This window comes from Streptomyces sp. NPDC028991 (assembly GCF_055564775.1).
Genome location: NZ_JBVHVP010000006.1, coordinates 44,495 through 58,820, shown reverse-complemented (window position 1 = coordinate 58,820; position 14,326 = coordinate 44,495). Strand labels below are relative to the sequence as shown.

Below are 14,326 nucleotides of genomic sequence, written 5' to 3'. Positions count from 1 at the left end.
GCTGAGGAGATGCGTGCCCGTGCCTGCCCGACTTCCCTCATGGGCCTGGGTCTCCGGTCTGACCGTGGGGGCGATCGCGGCGGTGAGTGTCCTGGCCGTACAGGCGGACCAGGGACCCCGTCCCACCGCCGCGGCCGCCAAGCCGAGCCCGTCGGCGTCGGCCGACGCGCACCCGGCGCCGAAGGAGACCGCGCCCGCGCCGGTACCGGACGGCTCCGGCACCGGGCGGCGCGTCGTCTACTCGGTCGGGCAGGACCGGGTGTGGCTGGTCGACGCCAGCGACGCCACCCGGCGGTCCTTCACGGTGTGGCCGGGCACGGTCGACCCCGACCCCGGCAAGTACAGCGTCGGCACCCGCCGTCAGGACCCGACGACGGGCTCCGACGGGGTCCGGATCGAGCAGATCATGTACTTCACCCAGGAGGACGGCGTCTGGGTCGCCTTCTCCAACGCCGTGGACGGTTCCTCCCCGCCGCCGCCCGCCGACGGTGCCAGGACGGGCGGCATACGGCTGCCCAAGGCGGACGGCGACGCGCTCTGGGAGTTCGGCACGTCCGGCACGACGGTCACTGTGGTCGCGTAGTCTCCGCCTCGCCGGACGGCAGGTGCGCCACGATCAGCACGACGCCGCTGAACAGGAGCACCCGGGTCGCCGCGTCCAGCCCGTTCCAGTCCTCCGACTGCCACATCGCGAACCACTCCCCGCCGATCGCGAGGAACCCGGCACCGAACAGCAGCACCAGCATGAGCGTGCCGTACGTGGTGAAGCGCCGCGCGGGAGCGTGCTGCCGGCGTATCCAGAGCCAGGTCGCCCAGAGCAGCACGAGCGCGGCCGCGGTCTCCCACACGATGATCGCCACGTAGGCGGTGTCCTGGAGACCCTTGCTGGTGATCGCCCGCCACATCAGGTCGTCGTCCTTGAACGTCGTGTCCATCGCGAGGACGTGATGCACGTACTGCTGGTTGTTGTCGAAGTCGGTGATGTTCCCGAGGGCCACGAGGGCGATGTAGAGGGCGAGGACCGCGGTGAGCACGGTGGAGGCGAGTAAGAGAGTGCTGCGTGGGATGTTGGTCATGGCAGCACTATCCCGAAGCCGGGAGCCCCGCGAGTAGGCAGGGCCCGGGAACGTGATCTTTCCGAAGCGTTCGGCCGACGAACCGCCCGGCGCCCCGCGTGCGCACGTTTCCCGGACCGACCTCCCCCGTTCGTCTGCGGCGCTCAGCCCACCAGGAGGTCCCTCTTGAGCCTGCGCAGCTCCCGCGCGTCCAGGCCCAGCGCCTTCTCCTCGTACGCGGCGAACGAGCCGTAGGCGTCCTCGACCTCGTCGAAACCGGAGTTCAGGCCTCGGCCGTTGGCCCGGACGGCGACCTTGCGGACGCCGGGCGCCTTCCAGGTGATCTCGTACGTGCCGTCGTCCCGCGCGGTCACCTAGGCGGCCGTGAACGGGATCTGCCGGGCCGAGCGACCGGGGTGCGCGTGGCGGTGAGCGGCGGGGGCGGGACTTCCGGCTGACCCTGCGGTTGCTCCCCGGCGGCCTACTCCGCGTCGAGGTCACGGACGCCCGGGGCGACCGGGTGCCGCTTCCGCACGGTCCGGCAGGCGAGGACGAGGACGAGGAGCACGGGCGCGGGCTGCGCATCGTGGCGGCCTTCGCGGACTGCTGGGGCGTCGACGGAGGGCCCGCGCCCGCGAAGACCGTCTGGGCCGAACTGTCACCGGGGCGTGGCCGGACGTGACCGCGAGGGCCGCCCGGCGGGCCATGTGACCCCGTAAAACGTGAACACTCGGCGGGAAAGTGTCATCCAGCAGCTCACATGAGCGGACCGATGACAGACAGGGCCGGAGTGCTCACGCTTTCCGGCTCACCCAGCAGCCAGGACGAGCGCAGCCGCGTTCAGGGCGAGGTAGCCGACGGGGAACGCGATGTTGTGGAAGACCCGGGCGCGGACGTGCGCGGCGACCGCGCCGACGAAGAAGAGGACGAGACCGGCCGCCGCCGCGATCCCGAGCGGCCTGGCGCCCAGCAGGCCGACGAGGAGCCCGGCGGCCCCGGCGGCCTTGAGACCGGCCAGCCACGGGAGCCACGACGCGGGGACCCCCACCTCGGCCGAGTTGGCGAGGACGAACCGGGCCCGCAGCAGGTCCGCCACGGCGATTCCGGCATCGGCGGCGATCGCCACGACGGTGACGGTCACGTAGGTGGTGAACACGGGATCCCCTTCCAGCAGCATCTGGCTCCAGCCTCACCGGCGCCCACCGCGGCGTCCAATACCTGCGTCTATAACCTGGTGGAATGGACGTCGACACCCGACTGCTGCGCTACTTCGCGGCCGTGGCGGAGGAAGGCAGCCTCACCCGGGCCGCTCAGCGGCTGTACGTCTCCCAGCCCGCGCTGACCAAGCAGATCCGGCAGCTGGAGTCCGTACTGGGCACCCCCCTCTTCACGCGTTCGCGCAGCGGCATGGTCCTCACCGGGCCGGGCCGGGCGCTCGCGGCCCGGGTCCCCGGCCTCCTGGCCGGGTGGGAGGCGGCCGTGCGCGAGACGAGGTCCGCGGCGAGCCGGGCGGAGCGGATCCTGCGGGTCGGCTTCCTCGCCAGTGCCGCCAACGAGGCGACGCAGTCGATCATCACCGAGTTCGCCCGGCGTCGGCCCGGCTGGCGGGCCGAGATGCGGCAGGCCTCGTGGTCGAACCCGTCCGCCGGACTCGCCGGCTCGGACGTCGACGTCGCCCTGGTGCGGCTGCCGTTCCCCGGCCAGGAGGCGCTGCGGGTGGTGGAGCTGTTCAGCGAGCCCCGCTGCGTGGCACTCCCCGAGGCGCACCCGCTGGCCGGACGCGAGACGATCGACTTCGCTGAGCTGCGGGACGAGCCCTTCGTGGCCGCCCCGCCCGAGACGGGTGCGTGGCGCGCGTACTGGCTGGCCGCCGACCAGCGCGACGGTCACCCGGTCCGCGTCGGCGCCGTCGCCGAGCAGCCGGACGACTGGCTCACCGCGATCGCCAACGGCTACGGCATCGCCCTCGCCCCCGAGTCGGCGGCCCGCTTCTACACCCGCCCCGGCGTCGTCCACCGCCCCGTCACCGGGGTCGGCCCCAGCCGGGTCGGCGTCGCCTGGGACCCCGCCGACGACGCCGACCCCGTGGTCCGGGACTTCGTCCGCTGCTGCCGCGAGGTGTGCGCCGGAGCGTGAACGTTTCCACACGGTTCCGGCCCTGACCGCCCCCTTCTGTTCGCATACAGTGCTGGACGTCGTACGTACGGACAGTGGTGGGGACAGTGCCGAGGGGAGGTTCGGGTGGGCGGGACAGCCGGCGCCGTCTGGGGGCGTGCCGAACAGCAGGACTTCCGCAGCCGGGTGCGCGGGACGCTGCTCGGCATGGCCGTCGGGGACGCGCTCGGCGCGCCCGTCGCCGGCCTCGGCCTCGACGCGATCCGGGAGGCGCACGGCGCGGAGGGACTGTCCGACCTCGCCCCCGCCTACGGCCGGCGCGGTGCCGTCACCCACCTCACCCAGCTCACCCTGTTCTCCGTGGACGGGCTGATCCGCGCCCAGGTACGGCGGGACACCGGCGCCTGGCACCCGCCGACCGACCTGCACCGGGCCTACCGGCGCTGGGCCGCCACCCAGCGTGACTGGGGGCCCGACCTGCGGCGCAAGGACGACGGCTGGCTGGCCCACGAGGAGTGGCTGTATGCTCGCCGGGACGCGCCGCGCGCGCTGCTGCTCGGCCTCGGCGACGAGACGATGGGCACCCCCGAGTCGCCCAAGAACCCCGGCGAGCGCGGGCCCGAGGCCGCCGCCCGCTCGGCCCCGTTCGGACTCCTGGTCGGCTGGGAGCCTCAGCTGGTCGCCCAGCTCGCGGTGGAGTGCGCGGCGCAGACCCACGGCCACCCCACCGGCTACCTGGCGGCGGGCGCGTACGCCGTGATCGTGCACGGGCTGGCGCGCGGGGAGAGCCTGGACGGTGCCGTGCAGCGGGGACTCGCCCTGTTCGCCGCCAGGCCGGGGCACCGGCCCGTGTCGGACGCCTTGCAGCACGCGCTCGGCGCGGTACGGCAGGGGCTGCCGGGTCCGGCGCGGGTGACCGAGCTGATCGGCGAGGGCACGGCGGAGGGCCTGGTCGCCGCCGCCGTGTACTGCGCCCTCGTCGGCGAGGACGTACGGCACGGGTTGCGGCTCGCCGTCAACCACGGCGGGCCCTCCGCCGCGACGGGTGCCCTGACCGGCGGGCTGCTCGGCGCGCTGCACGGGGAGACGGCCCTCCCACCGGCCTGGCTCGCCGAGCTGGAGGGCCGCCCGACGATCCTGGAACTGGCCGACGACTTCGCCATGGAGATGACCCAGGGCCCCGCGCTGCACGGCCCGGCGGGATCGTCACCGGGGTGGCTGGCACGCTACCCCCGGTCCTAGCCAGCCAGTCCCACCCACGCCCTCACGGCCCCACGCCCTCACGGCCCGACGCCCTCGCGCCCTCACGGCCCGACGCCCTCGCGGCCCCACGGCCCGACGCCCTCGCGGCCCCACGGCCCGACGCCCTCGCGGCCCCACGGCCCCACGCCCTCGCGGCCCCACGGCCCCACGCCCCCACGGCCTCGCGCCCTCCGCGGCCCTCCGCCCTCCGGTCAGGGAAACGGGTCGCGTTTCGAGAAGCGCCCGTCACCGGGCCGCGGCTAGCGTGGCGGCCATGGACATCACCCTTCACACGAGCGTCCTCCCGCACGACGACCCGGACGCGGCCGTGACCTTCTACCGCGACGTCCTCGGCTTCGAGGTCCGCAAGGACGTCGGGAACGGCAAGATGCGCTGGATCACGGTCGGCCCCGCCGGCCGGCCCGACACGTCCCTGCTGCTCGCGCCGCCCGCCGTCGACCCCGGCATCACCGACGCCGAGCGCCGCACCATCGCCGAGATGATGGCCAAGGGCACCTACGGCTGGATCCTGCTGGCCACCAAGGACCTCGACGGCGTCTTCGAGCGGGTGAAGGCCCAGAACGCCGAGATCGTCCAGGAGCCGACCGAGCAGCCGTACGGTGTGCGCGACTGCGCCTTCCGCGACCCCGCCGGCAACCAGGTCCGGATCCAGGAAGTGCGCTGAGCCCGCCCGGTGCCCCCGGCTCGGGGGCACCGGTCGCGTATTCCTCAGTCACCCACCCGGGTCCGTCCCACCGCGTCCTCCACCCTGCCCGACGGCGTCGGGATCGCGGCCGCCGCGCCGGAGGCGTCGTCGTCGCCGTCCGTGTTGACCCGCTCGATGATCGCGAGCCGTTCCGGGGTGTCCTCCGGCTTCAGGAAGCCGATGAGGACGTACAGGACCAGTGACACCGCCAGCGGGATCGACACCTGGTACTCCAGCGGCACCCCGCCCTCGACGTTCCAGTCGATCGGATAGTTGACCAGCCAGAAGGCGAGCAGGCCCATCGCCCAGCTGGTGAGTGCGGCCGTGGGGCCCGAGCGGCGGAAGGGCCGGAGCAGGCCGAGCATCATCGGGATCGCGATCGGGCCCATCAGCCCGGCGACCCACTTGATCACGACCGTGATGATGTCCTTGAACGTCGGCGAGTCGACCTGCGTCGCCACCGCCATCGACAGGCCGAGGAACACGACCGTCGTCAGCCGCGCCGCCAGCAGCCCGGACCGTTCGCCCCACGCCCGTGCCCGCGCCGACAGCACCGGCGCCACGTCACGGGTGAACACGGCGGCGATGGCGTTGGCGTCCGAGGAGCACATGGCCATGGTGTGCGAGAAGAAGCCGACGATGACCAGGCCCAGCAGGCCGTGCGGCAGCAGTTGCTCGGTCATCAGGGCGTAGGAGTCCGAGCCGTCCGCCTTCTGCGACTCCACCAGCAGCGGCGACATCCACATCGGGAAGAACAGCACCAGCGGCCAGACCAGCCACAGCACCGCCGACAGCCGCGCCGACCGCTCGGCCTCGCGGGCGTTGCTCGTGGCCATGTACCGCTGGGCCTGGTTGAGCATGCCGCCGTTGTACTCGAAGAGCTTGATGAAGAGGTAGGCGAGCAGGAACACCGCTCCGTACGGGCCGACCAGCGGTTCGGCGTGGCCCTGGAGTTCGGGCTCGTCCCAGACGCCGAAGAAGCCGCCGTGGTCGCCGAGCTTCACGACGACGGCGACGAACATCGCGATCCCGGCCAGCAACTGGATGACGAACTGGCCGAGCTCGGTCAGCGCGTCCGCCCACAGGCCGCCGATCGTGCAGTAGATGCCCGTGACGATGCCGGTGATCAGGATGCCCTGGTTGAGGGAGATGCCGGTGAAGACCGACAGCAGCGTGGCGATGGCCGCCCACTTCGCGGCCACGTCCACGATCTTCAGCAGCATGCCGGACCAGGCCAGGGCCTGCTGGGTGGGCAGGTTGTACCGGTTCTTCAGGTACTCCAGGGGAGAGGCCACGTGCAGCCGTGAGCGCAGCCGGTTGATGCGCGGCGCGAACAGCTTGGACCCGATGGCGATGCCGAGCGCGATGGGAAAGGACCAGGTGACGAAGGACGTGACGCCGTAGGTGTAGGCGATGCCCGCGTATCCGGTGAACATCACCGCGCTGTAGCCCGACATGTGGTGCGAGATGCCGGAGAGCCACCAGGGCATCTTGCCGCCGGCCGTGAAGAAGTCGCTGACGTTGTCCACGCGTTTGTGCGACCAGACGCCGATCGCCACCATGACGGCGAAGTAGCCGATGAGCACGGACCAGTCGAGACCGTTCATGTGCCCCCTTCCGGGGTCCGCCTTGTGAACACCGCTCAGCTGGCTGGCACTTCGCACGAGCGGGGCAAGGGCGAGGCAGGCCGCGAAGTGCCCGCTCATCGTGGGTGTGTCGACGCGGGCACGACAAGGAAGGGGAGGGTCAAGAGCGCGTAAAAAGGTTCGGCTTACTGACCTCGGTTCACCTACATGAACAGCTCCGTAGGTCCCGGAAGCCGCCTACTTCAGCTCGTCCGGGCACGGCGTGCCCCGCTTCAGCCCGTACGGCGACGCCAGCCGGTACGTGCCCGCCTCGGGGGCGACCAGCGTCGTCCACTTGTCGCCCTCGGCGGTCTCCTCCGTCTCCATCAGGCAGCCGTTGACGTTGTCGTACGTCTTCGGCGTGCCCTCCGGGCCGTTCTTGGACGCCTCGGTCTCCTGGGGCGGCTGGAGCTTGTTGCCCTCGTCGTCGACGAGGCTCAGCCAGGGCGAGTACGGCATCCGGATCAGGACGCGGCCCGGCTGCTTCACGTCGATCGTCCACTCGTCCTGCTCGGCACTCTGGACGACGGCGTGGGGCTCGGCCAGCGGCGTCGGATCGAGCACCTGGAACAGCTGCCAGTTGGCGTCGCCCCAGACCTGCTTCAGATACGGCAGACCCCGCTGGAGCAGCTCCCGCTCGCGTTTGCCGCCGTCACCGTCGGGCTCGCCCTTGGGCAGCACCACGTAGTGCACCGCCCAGCGCTTCAGCCACTCGTGGTAGTTCGCCGAGTTGAGCGTGTCGTCGTAGAAGAGCGGATTGCGCTCCATGTCGGCCTGGCGGGTCCAGCCGCGGGCCAGGTTCACGTACGGCGCGAGCGCCGAGGCCTCCCGGTGCGAGCGGGCGGGTACGGCCTCCACCCGGCCCCTCTCCGCGCCGACCTCCTGCAGTTCGTTGACGAGCGGCGCCAGCTCGCGGGTCCAGGACGCGGTCGGCTGGGTGTGGACGACGTCGTCGGCCGACTTGAAGCCGATCCAGCCGACGAAACCGACGAGGGAGACCACGAGCGCGTACCACTTGCGCGTCCGCGGCACCGTGAACGGCAGCGCGGCCACCAGCGCCACCCCGGCGAAGAGCATCGCGAGGCGCGTGATGTTGGAGCCGATCTGGGAGCTGATCAGCCAGACCAGCAGCACGGACAGGCCGTAGACCGCAGCCGTGATCCGCACGGTCCGCCAGGTGGGCGGCACGAACACGTACACCAGGCCCGCGTACAGGACCGGCAGGACCGCCGAGCCGAAGGCCATCGGCTGCGTACCGGAGAAGGGGAACAGCACGGCCGACAGGGCGACGACCGCGCTCGGGGCCAGGCCCAGCGACCAGGCGCCCGGGCGGCGCTTCTGGAGGAACAGCGCGACCGCCACCAGCCCCACGAACAGACCGGAGACCGGCGAGGCCATCGTGGACAGCGCGGCCAGCGGCGCCGCGCACAGCCCCTTGGCCCACCGCTCGTGCCGCCAGCGGTGCGGCCAGCAGAACACCACGGCGACCGCGCCGAGACCGAACATCATGCCCAGCCCGAACGTCACCCGCCCCGACGCCGCGTTGCCCAGCAGTCCGAACAGGCCCGCCAGTGAAGCCCACAGCGGATTGCGGACCACCCGGCTGCGGATCAGGACCATCGTCAGCAGGCCGGCCGACAGCGTTCCCGCGATCATCATCGTGGTGCGGACGCCGAGCACCGACATCAGATACGGCGAGACGACGCTGTACGACACCGGGTGCATGCCGCCGTACCAGGCGAGGTTGTACGCCGAGTCCGGATGCCGGCCGACGAACTCCGCCCACGCGTCCTGCGCCGCGAGGTCGCCGCCGCTGTTCGCGAACGTGAAGAACCAGGCGATGTGGAGGATCCCGGCCAGGGCCGTCACGGACAGCACGGGGTGACGCAGCATGCGTTCGCGCAGGGCCAGGAAGGCGGCCTTCACCGCGGACGGCGCTTCCGGTGCGGCGGGGTCGGGCGCGGCGCGGTCGGACTCACGGCCGCCGTCCGGCGGGCCGTCGCCGGCCCTCCCGCTCTCCCCGTCCTTCCCGGCGTCCCCGCGGGGCGCGGGTACGTGTGGACGCGGGCCGGCTCCCGGGCCCGGATTGGCGTCGTCGGCGCGTGTCGGCTCCGCAGTGGCCACCTGAAGGCACTCCCCGTGTCCCGTCTTCTGCTTCGGCCGTGTCCCGTTTCCGTGACCGGCGACCTGCCCCGTTTCGTGACGCTAGCACGCACGCCCGCACCGTGGCTCCCTCCCCTCCGGGACCCCGTGGGCGCCCTCCGGGGCCCTGCCGGGAGCCGAGGGAGGCGAACGCCCCCGCGACCGGGTGGCCGCGGGGGCGGGGGGCGTCGGTGCGGTCCGTGCGGGCCCGCCGTCAGCCCAGGCGGGTCAGCTTGTCCATGAAGGCGGGCTCCACGAGGTCCTCCTGCAGGGCGACCGGCACCTTCACCGCGCCGGCCGCCTCGCCGTCGCCCACCGTGAGCGTGCCGACCTTCGTGCCGGCCGCGGCCGTGTGCGGCACCTCGTCCGCCTCGAACGTCAGCTTGACGGTCAGGCCCGGCCAGCCGACGGCCTTGACGTCCTGCGTGGCGACGACCGGCGTCCGGCCGCCGAGCCCGTCGTCGACGTACCCGACGACGCTCCCCTTCTTCAGGATCGTCGACGACTCCAGGGTGTCCTGCGCGGCCCGGATCAGCTTGTCGCTGGAGTCCAGCGCGGCACCGAGGATGGTGTTGTCCTTGCCGCCCGCCGGCTGGCGCACCACGGCGCCGACGATGGTCCGGGTCTCGCCGCCGACCTCCTTCTTCGCCGCGAAGACGAGGTTGCCGAGGGCGGAGGTGGTGGTGCCGGTCTTGATGCCGACGACGTTGTTGCGGCCGACGAGGTGGTTCCAGTTGGAGTGGTTGACGCCCTTGTAGTCGTCGTACGACATCATCGCGGCGACCTCGCGGAACGCGGGCGACTTCATCGCCTCCTTGGCCAGTTTCACCTGGTCCACGGCCGTGCTCACCGTCGTGTTGTTCAGACCCGACGGGTCGGTGTACGTCGTGTTCGTCATGCCGAGGTCCTTCGCGGCGGCGTTCATCTTCTCCACGAACGCCTTCTCGGACCCCGCGTCCCAGCGGGCGAGCAGCCGCGCCACGTTGTTCGCGGACGCGATCAGGATGCTCTCCAGAGCCTCGCGCTGGGAGATCGAGTCGCCCGCGAACACGTCGACCGTCGACTCCTGGCCGGCTTCGGACTGGTCCTCGGCCGCCTGGTCGATCTCGATCTTCGGGCCCTCGGCACCGCTCTCGAGAGGGTGGTCGCGCAGGACGACGTACGCGGTCATGACCTTGGCGACACTCGCGATCGGCACGGGCTTCTGGTCGCCGGACGAGCCGAAGGTGCCGATGCCCTGCACGTCCAGCGCCGCCTGACCGCTGGACGGCCACGGGATCTCGGGCTTGCCGCCCTCGAAGGTGAAGCTGTCCTGCGCCGTGAGGTCGAGCGTCGGCGCGGGCAGCTGGCGCATCGACTGCACGACGCCGAAGACGATCACCAGCAGGATGACCAGCGGGGTCCAGATCTTGACCCGGCGCACGGTCGTCCGCAGCGGGGTCTCCGGGGGCGGCGGTGTGTTCGTCAGCTCCGCCAGCAGGTCCAGCGGCGGCTTCGGCGGCAGCGGCTGCTGCGTCGTCCGCTCGGGCCCGACCTGCGGAACGGCGGCGGTGACCCCGGTCCGGGGCGCCTGCGGCGCCTTGGGGGCGGCCTCGGGGGCCTCGGAGGGGGGCTGCGGGGGCTGCGGGGACCGCGGGGGCTTACGGGACACCGGGTCGTCCGGGTGCCGGAGCGCGACGAACTTGCTGGTCCGCTCGGCGTCGGTCTCCGAGGGCCGGGCGGGGGCGTCTTCGCCCTTGCCGGGCTTGTCCTTCTCGTCGTTCCCGCCGGTCTTCCCGGGCGCGGCGGCGGCTTCGCCCAGCTTCAGCATGGTGGTCGGCTGATCGACGGCGGGCGCGGAGGGGCGCGGGGCTTTGAAGACGGCGGTGGGCTGATCGACGGGACGCCCGCCGTCCCCGGCCGGCCCGGATCGGCCGTCGGTGCCGTCGGTGCCGTCGTCGGCGGGTTCTTCGGGGCTCTCGGGTACTTCGGGATCCTCGGCCGCGCCGGAGGCCGCGGGGGCGGCAGCGCGTTCGCCGTCGCGTTCCTCCGCGTCCGGCCGTTCGCCGGAGCCGCCGTCGGACGCCCCGTCCGCGTTCTCTTCGGCGTCCTCGGCCGGGCCGGCGCCCGAGGCCGTCGCGTCTCGTCGGTCCCCGGTCGGGCCGGCGTCCGCGGTGGTGCCGGGCCGGGAGCCTTCCGCGGTCCCCGTGCCCGGCGCGTCCTCGGCAGCCGCCGCCGCGTCCGCGCGTGCCGCGTCCTCGCGTCCCGCGTTCGCGGCGGCCCGCTCGTCCGCGGTCGCCACCCAGGCCGCGACGGCGTCCCGCAGCCGGACGTCGCCGGCGGTGACGGGTTCGGCGCCGCCGCCCTCGGACGCGTCGGAGGATTCGGGTGCGGCGGGTGCCTCGGGTGCGTCAGACGTATCGGGCGTGGTGGCGGACGCTTCGCGCGTCTCGGATCCGCGTGTCTCGGAGGGGCCGTCCTCGGCGGGGTTCTCCGGCCGTGCGTCGTCGACCTCGGCACCCGCGTCCTCGGCGTCCGCGTCCTCGGCGCCCCGGGCCCCGGCGACCCGGGCCTCGGCGTCCGCGTCCTCGGCGACCCGGGCCTCGGCGACCCGGGCCTCGGCGTCCGCGTCCCCGGTGTCCGCGTCCCCGGCGTCCCCGGCGTCCGCGGCCTCGGAATCCGAGGCGGCCTCCGCTTCGTCCTCCGCCTGCGTCTCACGGACCGACAGCACCCGGGTCGCCGTATCGACGCCCCCACGGGATCCGGCGGACCCGGCGGACGCCGTCGGCTCCGCGTCCTCCCGTGCCACCGCCAGCCGCGGATCGCGCGTCTCGCCCGCCTCGCTCCTGGCTTCGGGAACCGGACCCGCGCTCCCCGACGTCGGTTCTTCCGACGACTCGCGCTGCTTCGACCTGTCGGGGGACTCGCCCGCCACCGATGCCTCCTCCATGCGCCGCACGCCTCGTGCGCGCTACCGAACCCGTACCGAAACCATCTACCAGTGTCCTGTGTACGGGTGGAACCCACGCGGTAGACGAGAACGACATACCTACTGGTTCCACTACGAACCGGTTACGCACCCTCGACAGACCAATGTGAGAGGGGTCACCCTGTCTTTCATCCACGCGGGGAGGCATGGATGGGCAGGAGCCGCAGAACACTTCCGGAGGAGCTTCTGCTGCTGGCGTTGGACCCGACCACGGGTACCACCGCACAGCCGCAGTCGCTCGACCTCGGTCTGGCCGGAGCACAGCTGGTGGAGCTGGCGCTGGCCGGACGGATAGCCCCAGACGGGGATCGTATCGCCGTGGTGGCACCACGGCCGACAGGAGATCCAACACTGGACTGCGCGTTGGAGTTGCTGCGAAGGCGTGGCGCTCCCGTACGGGCGGTCAACTGGATTGGCGGGCCCCGCCTGGGGCTGCGCCAGACCTACCTTTCGCATCTGGAGCGATGCGGCATGGTGCATGCCGTGGAGGGCCAGATGTGCGGGGTGCTGCCGACGACTCGCTATCAGGCGACGGACACGGCGATCAGCAGGGAGATCAAGGCCCGGCTGGACTCGGCGATCCGCACCGGCGTTCCGCCGGACCCGCGGACCGCGGCGCTCGCCGCGCTGGCCCACGCGGTCGGTCTCGGCAAGCACCTCTACCCGGGCAATGAAGGACGCTCGTCGCGGTCCCGGCTGCGGGACCTCATCAGGCACGACCCCATGGGCGGACTGGTGGCGCACGCGGTGATGGACGTCCAGAACGGCGCGGCCGCCCAGCCACGCCGCAGTCCGGCCCCGGTCGGCCGCCAGGCCGCGGGACCGGGAGCCAGGCCCGCCCCGGAACCCGCCCGCGGTGTTCCGGCGCAACCGCGCCACGGATCCATGGCGCGTGCGGTGGCCCACTGAGCCGCACCCACCGCAGCAACGCACAGACGCACAGCAGCAGGTCACAGCAGCAGGAACGGCAGTACCGCACCGCCGCACCGCCAGTCCCCTATGCCCGGTCACGGGAGCCGCAGGTCCGCGCGGGGCGGCGGGACCGACCGTACGTCCGGCATGCCCGGGCGGCGGTACGGTCCCGTCGCCCCGCGCGGCCATGTGTACGGGTGGAGACCCGAACTGGCGTGTACGCGGCGCATATCGACCGTTTCCCAGCGGTAGAAAGCACCTTGGTGGCAGTCTGCTGAACAGCAGATACGCAAAGTGGCAAGCAGAGTCACGCAGCCGGAGGTGCACGTCCCGTGGCGTCCAATGTCAATCCCACCGTCAGGCGGCGCCGACTGGGCCAGGAGCTGCGCCGGCTCCGCGAGCTCAAGGGCATGACGGCCGAGGAGGTGGCGGAGCGGCTGCTGGTCTCCCAGTCGAAGATCAGCCGCCTGGAGAACGGCCGGCGCAGCATCAGCCAGCGTGACGTCCGCGACCTGTGCGGGGTGTACGAGGTCGAGGACCAGCGGATCGTCGACTCGCTGATGCAGATGGCGAAGGACTCGCGCCAGCAGGGCTGGTGGCACGCCTTCGGGGACATCCCGTACAGCGTCTACATCGGCCTGGAGACCGACGCGGAGTCGCTGCGGACCTACGAGCCCCAGATCATCACCGGCCTGTTGCAGACCCGCGCGTACGCCGAGGCGCTCATCCAGGGCGCCCTGCCCGAGACGTCGGTCGCCGACATCGAGAAACGGGTCCAGGTCCGCATACGGCGCCAGGAGCGCATCTCCGCCGACACCAACCCGCTGCGGCTGTGGGTGGTCCTCGACGAGGCGTGTCTGCGCCGGGTGGTGGGCAGCAAGCAGGTGATGCGCGAGCAGCTGGAGCACGTCGCCGAGATGTCGCAGCTGCCGCACATCACCGTGCAGGTGCTGCCGTTCGACGTGGGGGCGCACCCGGGCATCAACGGCCAGTACTCGATCCTCGAGTTCGCCGACGCCGCCGACTCGAGCGTCGTCTACATCGAGGGCGTGACCAGCGACCTGTACCTGGAGAAGGCGCAGGACGTGCAGAAGTACACGGTGATGTACGAGCACCTGCGGGCCCAGGCCCTGAACGTGGAAGAGTCGCGGCGGCGCATCGAAGACGTGGCGAAGGAGTACGCCCGCTGACGTGGCGGCGGATCTTACACCCCTGGTGCGCGGTACTGGAAGAGTCACCTGGAATATGCCATCCGGTCGGGTGAATGACTGCTCCGGTCGGCGAGGTCAGCGAGTAGCGTCGATCACGCCAAAGATCAAGCGTCATTGGCGTAAACCGCACTCAGCAACTCGCCATCGGAGCAGACATGGCAATTCTTCAGGGCGCCCAGGAATCGTGGACCAAGTCCTCCTACTCCGGAGGAAACGGCGCGTGCGTCGAGGTCAAGTCACCGGTCGTGGCGGCACTCGCCGTCCGCGACTCCAAGGTCCCCGGGGGGCCGACGCTGGCCTTCCCCGCCGACGCGTGGAACGCCTTCGTGACCTCGGTCAAGGAGTAACGG

At 72.1% G+C, this 14,326-nt stretch carries 14 protein-coding genes; 8 read left to right on the top strand and 6 right to left on the bottom strand.

Annotation, left to right across the window (positions count from 1 at the left end):
- The first annotated feature begins 19 nt into the window (after nucleotides 1–19).
- On the top strand, nucleotides 20–583 hold the full coding sequence (locus tag ACZ4V1_RS15245) for a hypothetical protein (RefSeq protein ID WP_468334979.1): 564 nt from the start codon (nucleotides 20–22) through the stop codon (nucleotides 581–583).
- Here ACZ4V1_RS15245 and ACZ4V1_RS15240 read toward each other — a convergent pair.
- Entirely contained in the window at nucleotides 567–1,076 is a 510-nt protein-coding gene (locus ACZ4V1_RS15240) for a DUF2165 domain-containing protein (protein ID WP_468334976.1), read from the bottom strand. The two genes, ACZ4V1_RS15245 and ACZ4V1_RS15240, sit on opposite strands and share 17 nt — an antisense overlap.
- A 143-nt stretch (nucleotides 1,077–1,219) precedes the next feature.
- Nucleotides 1,220–1,429, bottom strand: coding sequence for a tyrosine-protein phosphatase (locus ACZ4V1_RS15235; RefSeq protein ID WP_468334973.1), 210 nt, complete (start codon nucleotides 1,427–1,429; stop codon nucleotides 1,220–1,222).
- A gap of 92 nt (nucleotides 1,430–1,521) precedes the next feature.
- Between ACZ4V1_RS15235 and ACZ4V1_RS15230 the strand changes: the two genes are divergently transcribed.
- On the top strand, nucleotides 1,522–1,737 hold the full coding sequence (locus ACZ4V1_RS15230) for an ATP-binding protein (RefSeq protein WP_468334970.1): 216 nt from the start codon (nucleotides 1,522–1,524) through the stop codon (nucleotides 1,735–1,737).
- A gap of 126 nt (nucleotides 1,738–1,863) precedes the next feature.
- On the opposite strand, the gene ACZ4V1_RS15225 is transcribed toward ACZ4V1_RS15230, so the two are convergent.
- The gene (locus ACZ4V1_RS15225) at nucleotides 1,864–2,211 is read right to left on the bottom strand and encodes a DoxX family protein (RefSeq protein ID WP_468334967.1); all 348 of its coding nucleotides are present in this window, start codon (nucleotides 2,209–2,211) and stop codon (nucleotides 1,864–1,866) included.
- An 83-nt stretch (nucleotides 2,212–2,294) separates the two neighbouring features.
- On the opposite strand from ACZ4V1_RS15225, the gene ACZ4V1_RS15220 reads away from it, so the two are divergent.
- From ACZ4V1_RS15220 to ACZ4V1_RS15210, 3 genes are all read left to right on the top strand, one after another.
- The gene (locus ACZ4V1_RS15220) at nucleotides 2,295–3,191 is read left to right on the top strand and encodes a LysR family transcriptional regulator (protein WP_468334964.1); all 897 of its coding nucleotides are present in this window, start codon (nucleotides 2,295–2,297) and stop codon (nucleotides 3,189–3,191) included.
- Between the two features lie 105 nt (nucleotides 3,192–3,296).
- Nucleotides 3,297–4,412 carry an ADP-ribosylglycohydrolase family protein gene (locus ACZ4V1_RS15215; protein WP_468334961.1) on the top strand — a complete coding sequence of 372 codons (1,116 nt, stop codon included), beginning with the start codon at nucleotides 3,297–3,299 and terminating at the stop codon, nucleotides 4,410–4,412.
- 274 nt (nucleotides 4,413–4,686) lie between these two features.
- Entirely contained in the window at nucleotides 4,687–5,097 is a 411-nt protein-coding gene (locus ACZ4V1_RS15210) for a VOC family protein (RefSeq protein ID WP_468334959.1), read from the top strand.
- A 44-nt stretch (nucleotides 5,098–5,141) separates the two neighbouring features.
- Here the strand turns inward: ACZ4V1_RS15210 and ACZ4V1_RS15205 are convergent, their stop codons facing one another.
- The 3 genes from ACZ4V1_RS15205 to ACZ4V1_RS15195 all read right to left on the bottom strand — a co-directional run bounded on the left by ACZ4V1_RS15205 (nucleotide 5,142) and on the right by ACZ4V1_RS15195 (nucleotide 11,814).
- Nucleotides 5,142–6,725 carry a sodium:solute symporter family protein gene (locus ACZ4V1_RS15205; RefSeq protein ID WP_468334956.1) on the bottom strand — a complete coding sequence of 528 codons (1,584 nt, stop codon included), beginning with the start codon at nucleotides 6,723–6,725 and terminating at the stop codon, nucleotides 5,142–5,144.
- A gap of 216 nt (nucleotides 6,726–6,941) precedes the next feature.
- Nucleotides 6,942–8,867, bottom strand: a complete 1,926-nt coding sequence (locus ACZ4V1_RS15200; RefSeq protein ID WP_468334953.1) for an MFS transporter — start codon at nucleotides 8,865–8,867, stop codon at nucleotides 6,942–6,944.
- Nucleotides 8,868–9,099: 232 nt separating this feature from the next.
- On the bottom strand, nucleotides 9,100–11,814 hold the full coding sequence (locus ACZ4V1_RS15195) for a D-alanyl-D-alanine carboxypeptidase (protein WP_468334950.1): 2,715 nt from the start codon (nucleotides 11,812–11,814) through the stop codon (nucleotides 9,100–9,102).
- A gap of 189 nt (nucleotides 11,815–12,003) precedes the next feature.
- Between ACZ4V1_RS15195 and ACZ4V1_RS15190 the strand changes: the two genes are divergently transcribed.
- The 3 genes from ACZ4V1_RS15190 (at nucleotide 12,004) to ACZ4V1_RS15180 (ending at nucleotide 14,323) form a co-directional block, all read left to right on the top strand.
- A complete protein-coding gene (locus ACZ4V1_RS15190; RefSeq protein WP_468334947.1) occupies nucleotides 12,004–12,762 on the top strand; it encodes a GOLPH3/VPS74 family protein in 759 nt (252 codons plus the stop codon).
- Between the two features lie 335 nt (nucleotides 12,763–13,097).
- Nucleotides 13,098–13,955: a helix-turn-helix domain-containing protein gene (locus ACZ4V1_RS15185; RefSeq protein WP_468334944.1), complete on the top strand. Its 858-nt coding sequence runs from the start codon at nucleotides 13,098–13,100 to the stop codon at nucleotides 13,953–13,955.
- A 176-nt stretch (nucleotides 13,956–14,131) separates the two neighbouring features.
- Nucleotides 14,132–14,323: a DUF397 domain-containing protein gene (locus ACZ4V1_RS15180; protein WP_217244857.1), complete on the top strand. Its 192-nt coding sequence runs from the start codon at nucleotides 14,132–14,134 to the stop codon at nucleotides 14,321–14,323.
- Nucleotides 14,324–14,326: the final 3 nt, after the last annotated feature.

Excerpts from the sequence above, each read along its gene's own strand:
- ACZ4V1_RS15195 (WP_468334950.1), bottom strand. The coding sequence starts at position 11,814 with ATGGAGGAGGCATCGGTGGCGGGCGAGTCCCCCGACAGGTCGAAGCAG.
- ACZ4V1_RS15205 (WP_468334956.1), bottom strand. The coding sequence starts at position 6,725 with ATGAACGGTCTCGACTGGTCCGTGCTCATCGGCTACTTCGCCGTCATG.
- ACZ4V1_RS15220 (WP_468334964.1), top strand. The coding sequence starts at position 2,295 with ATGGACGTCGACACCCGACTGCTGCGCTACTTCGCGGCCGTGGCGGAG.
- ACZ4V1_RS15210 (WP_468334959.1), top strand. The coding sequence starts at position 4,687 with ATGGACATCACCCTTCACACGAGCGTCCTCCCGCACGACGACCCGGAC.
- ACZ4V1_RS15180 (WP_217244857.1), top strand. The coding sequence starts at position 14,132 with ATGGCAATTCTTCAGGGCGCCCAGGAATCGTGGACCAAGTCCTCCTAC.
- ACZ4V1_RS15190 (WP_468334947.1), top strand. The coding sequence starts at position 12,004 with ATGGGCAGGAGCCGCAGAACACTTCCGGAGGAGCTTCTGCTGCTGGCG.
- ACZ4V1_RS15240 (WP_468334976.1), bottom strand. The coding sequence starts at position 1,076 with ATGACCAACATCCCACGCAGCACTCTCTTACTCGCCTCCACCGTGCTC.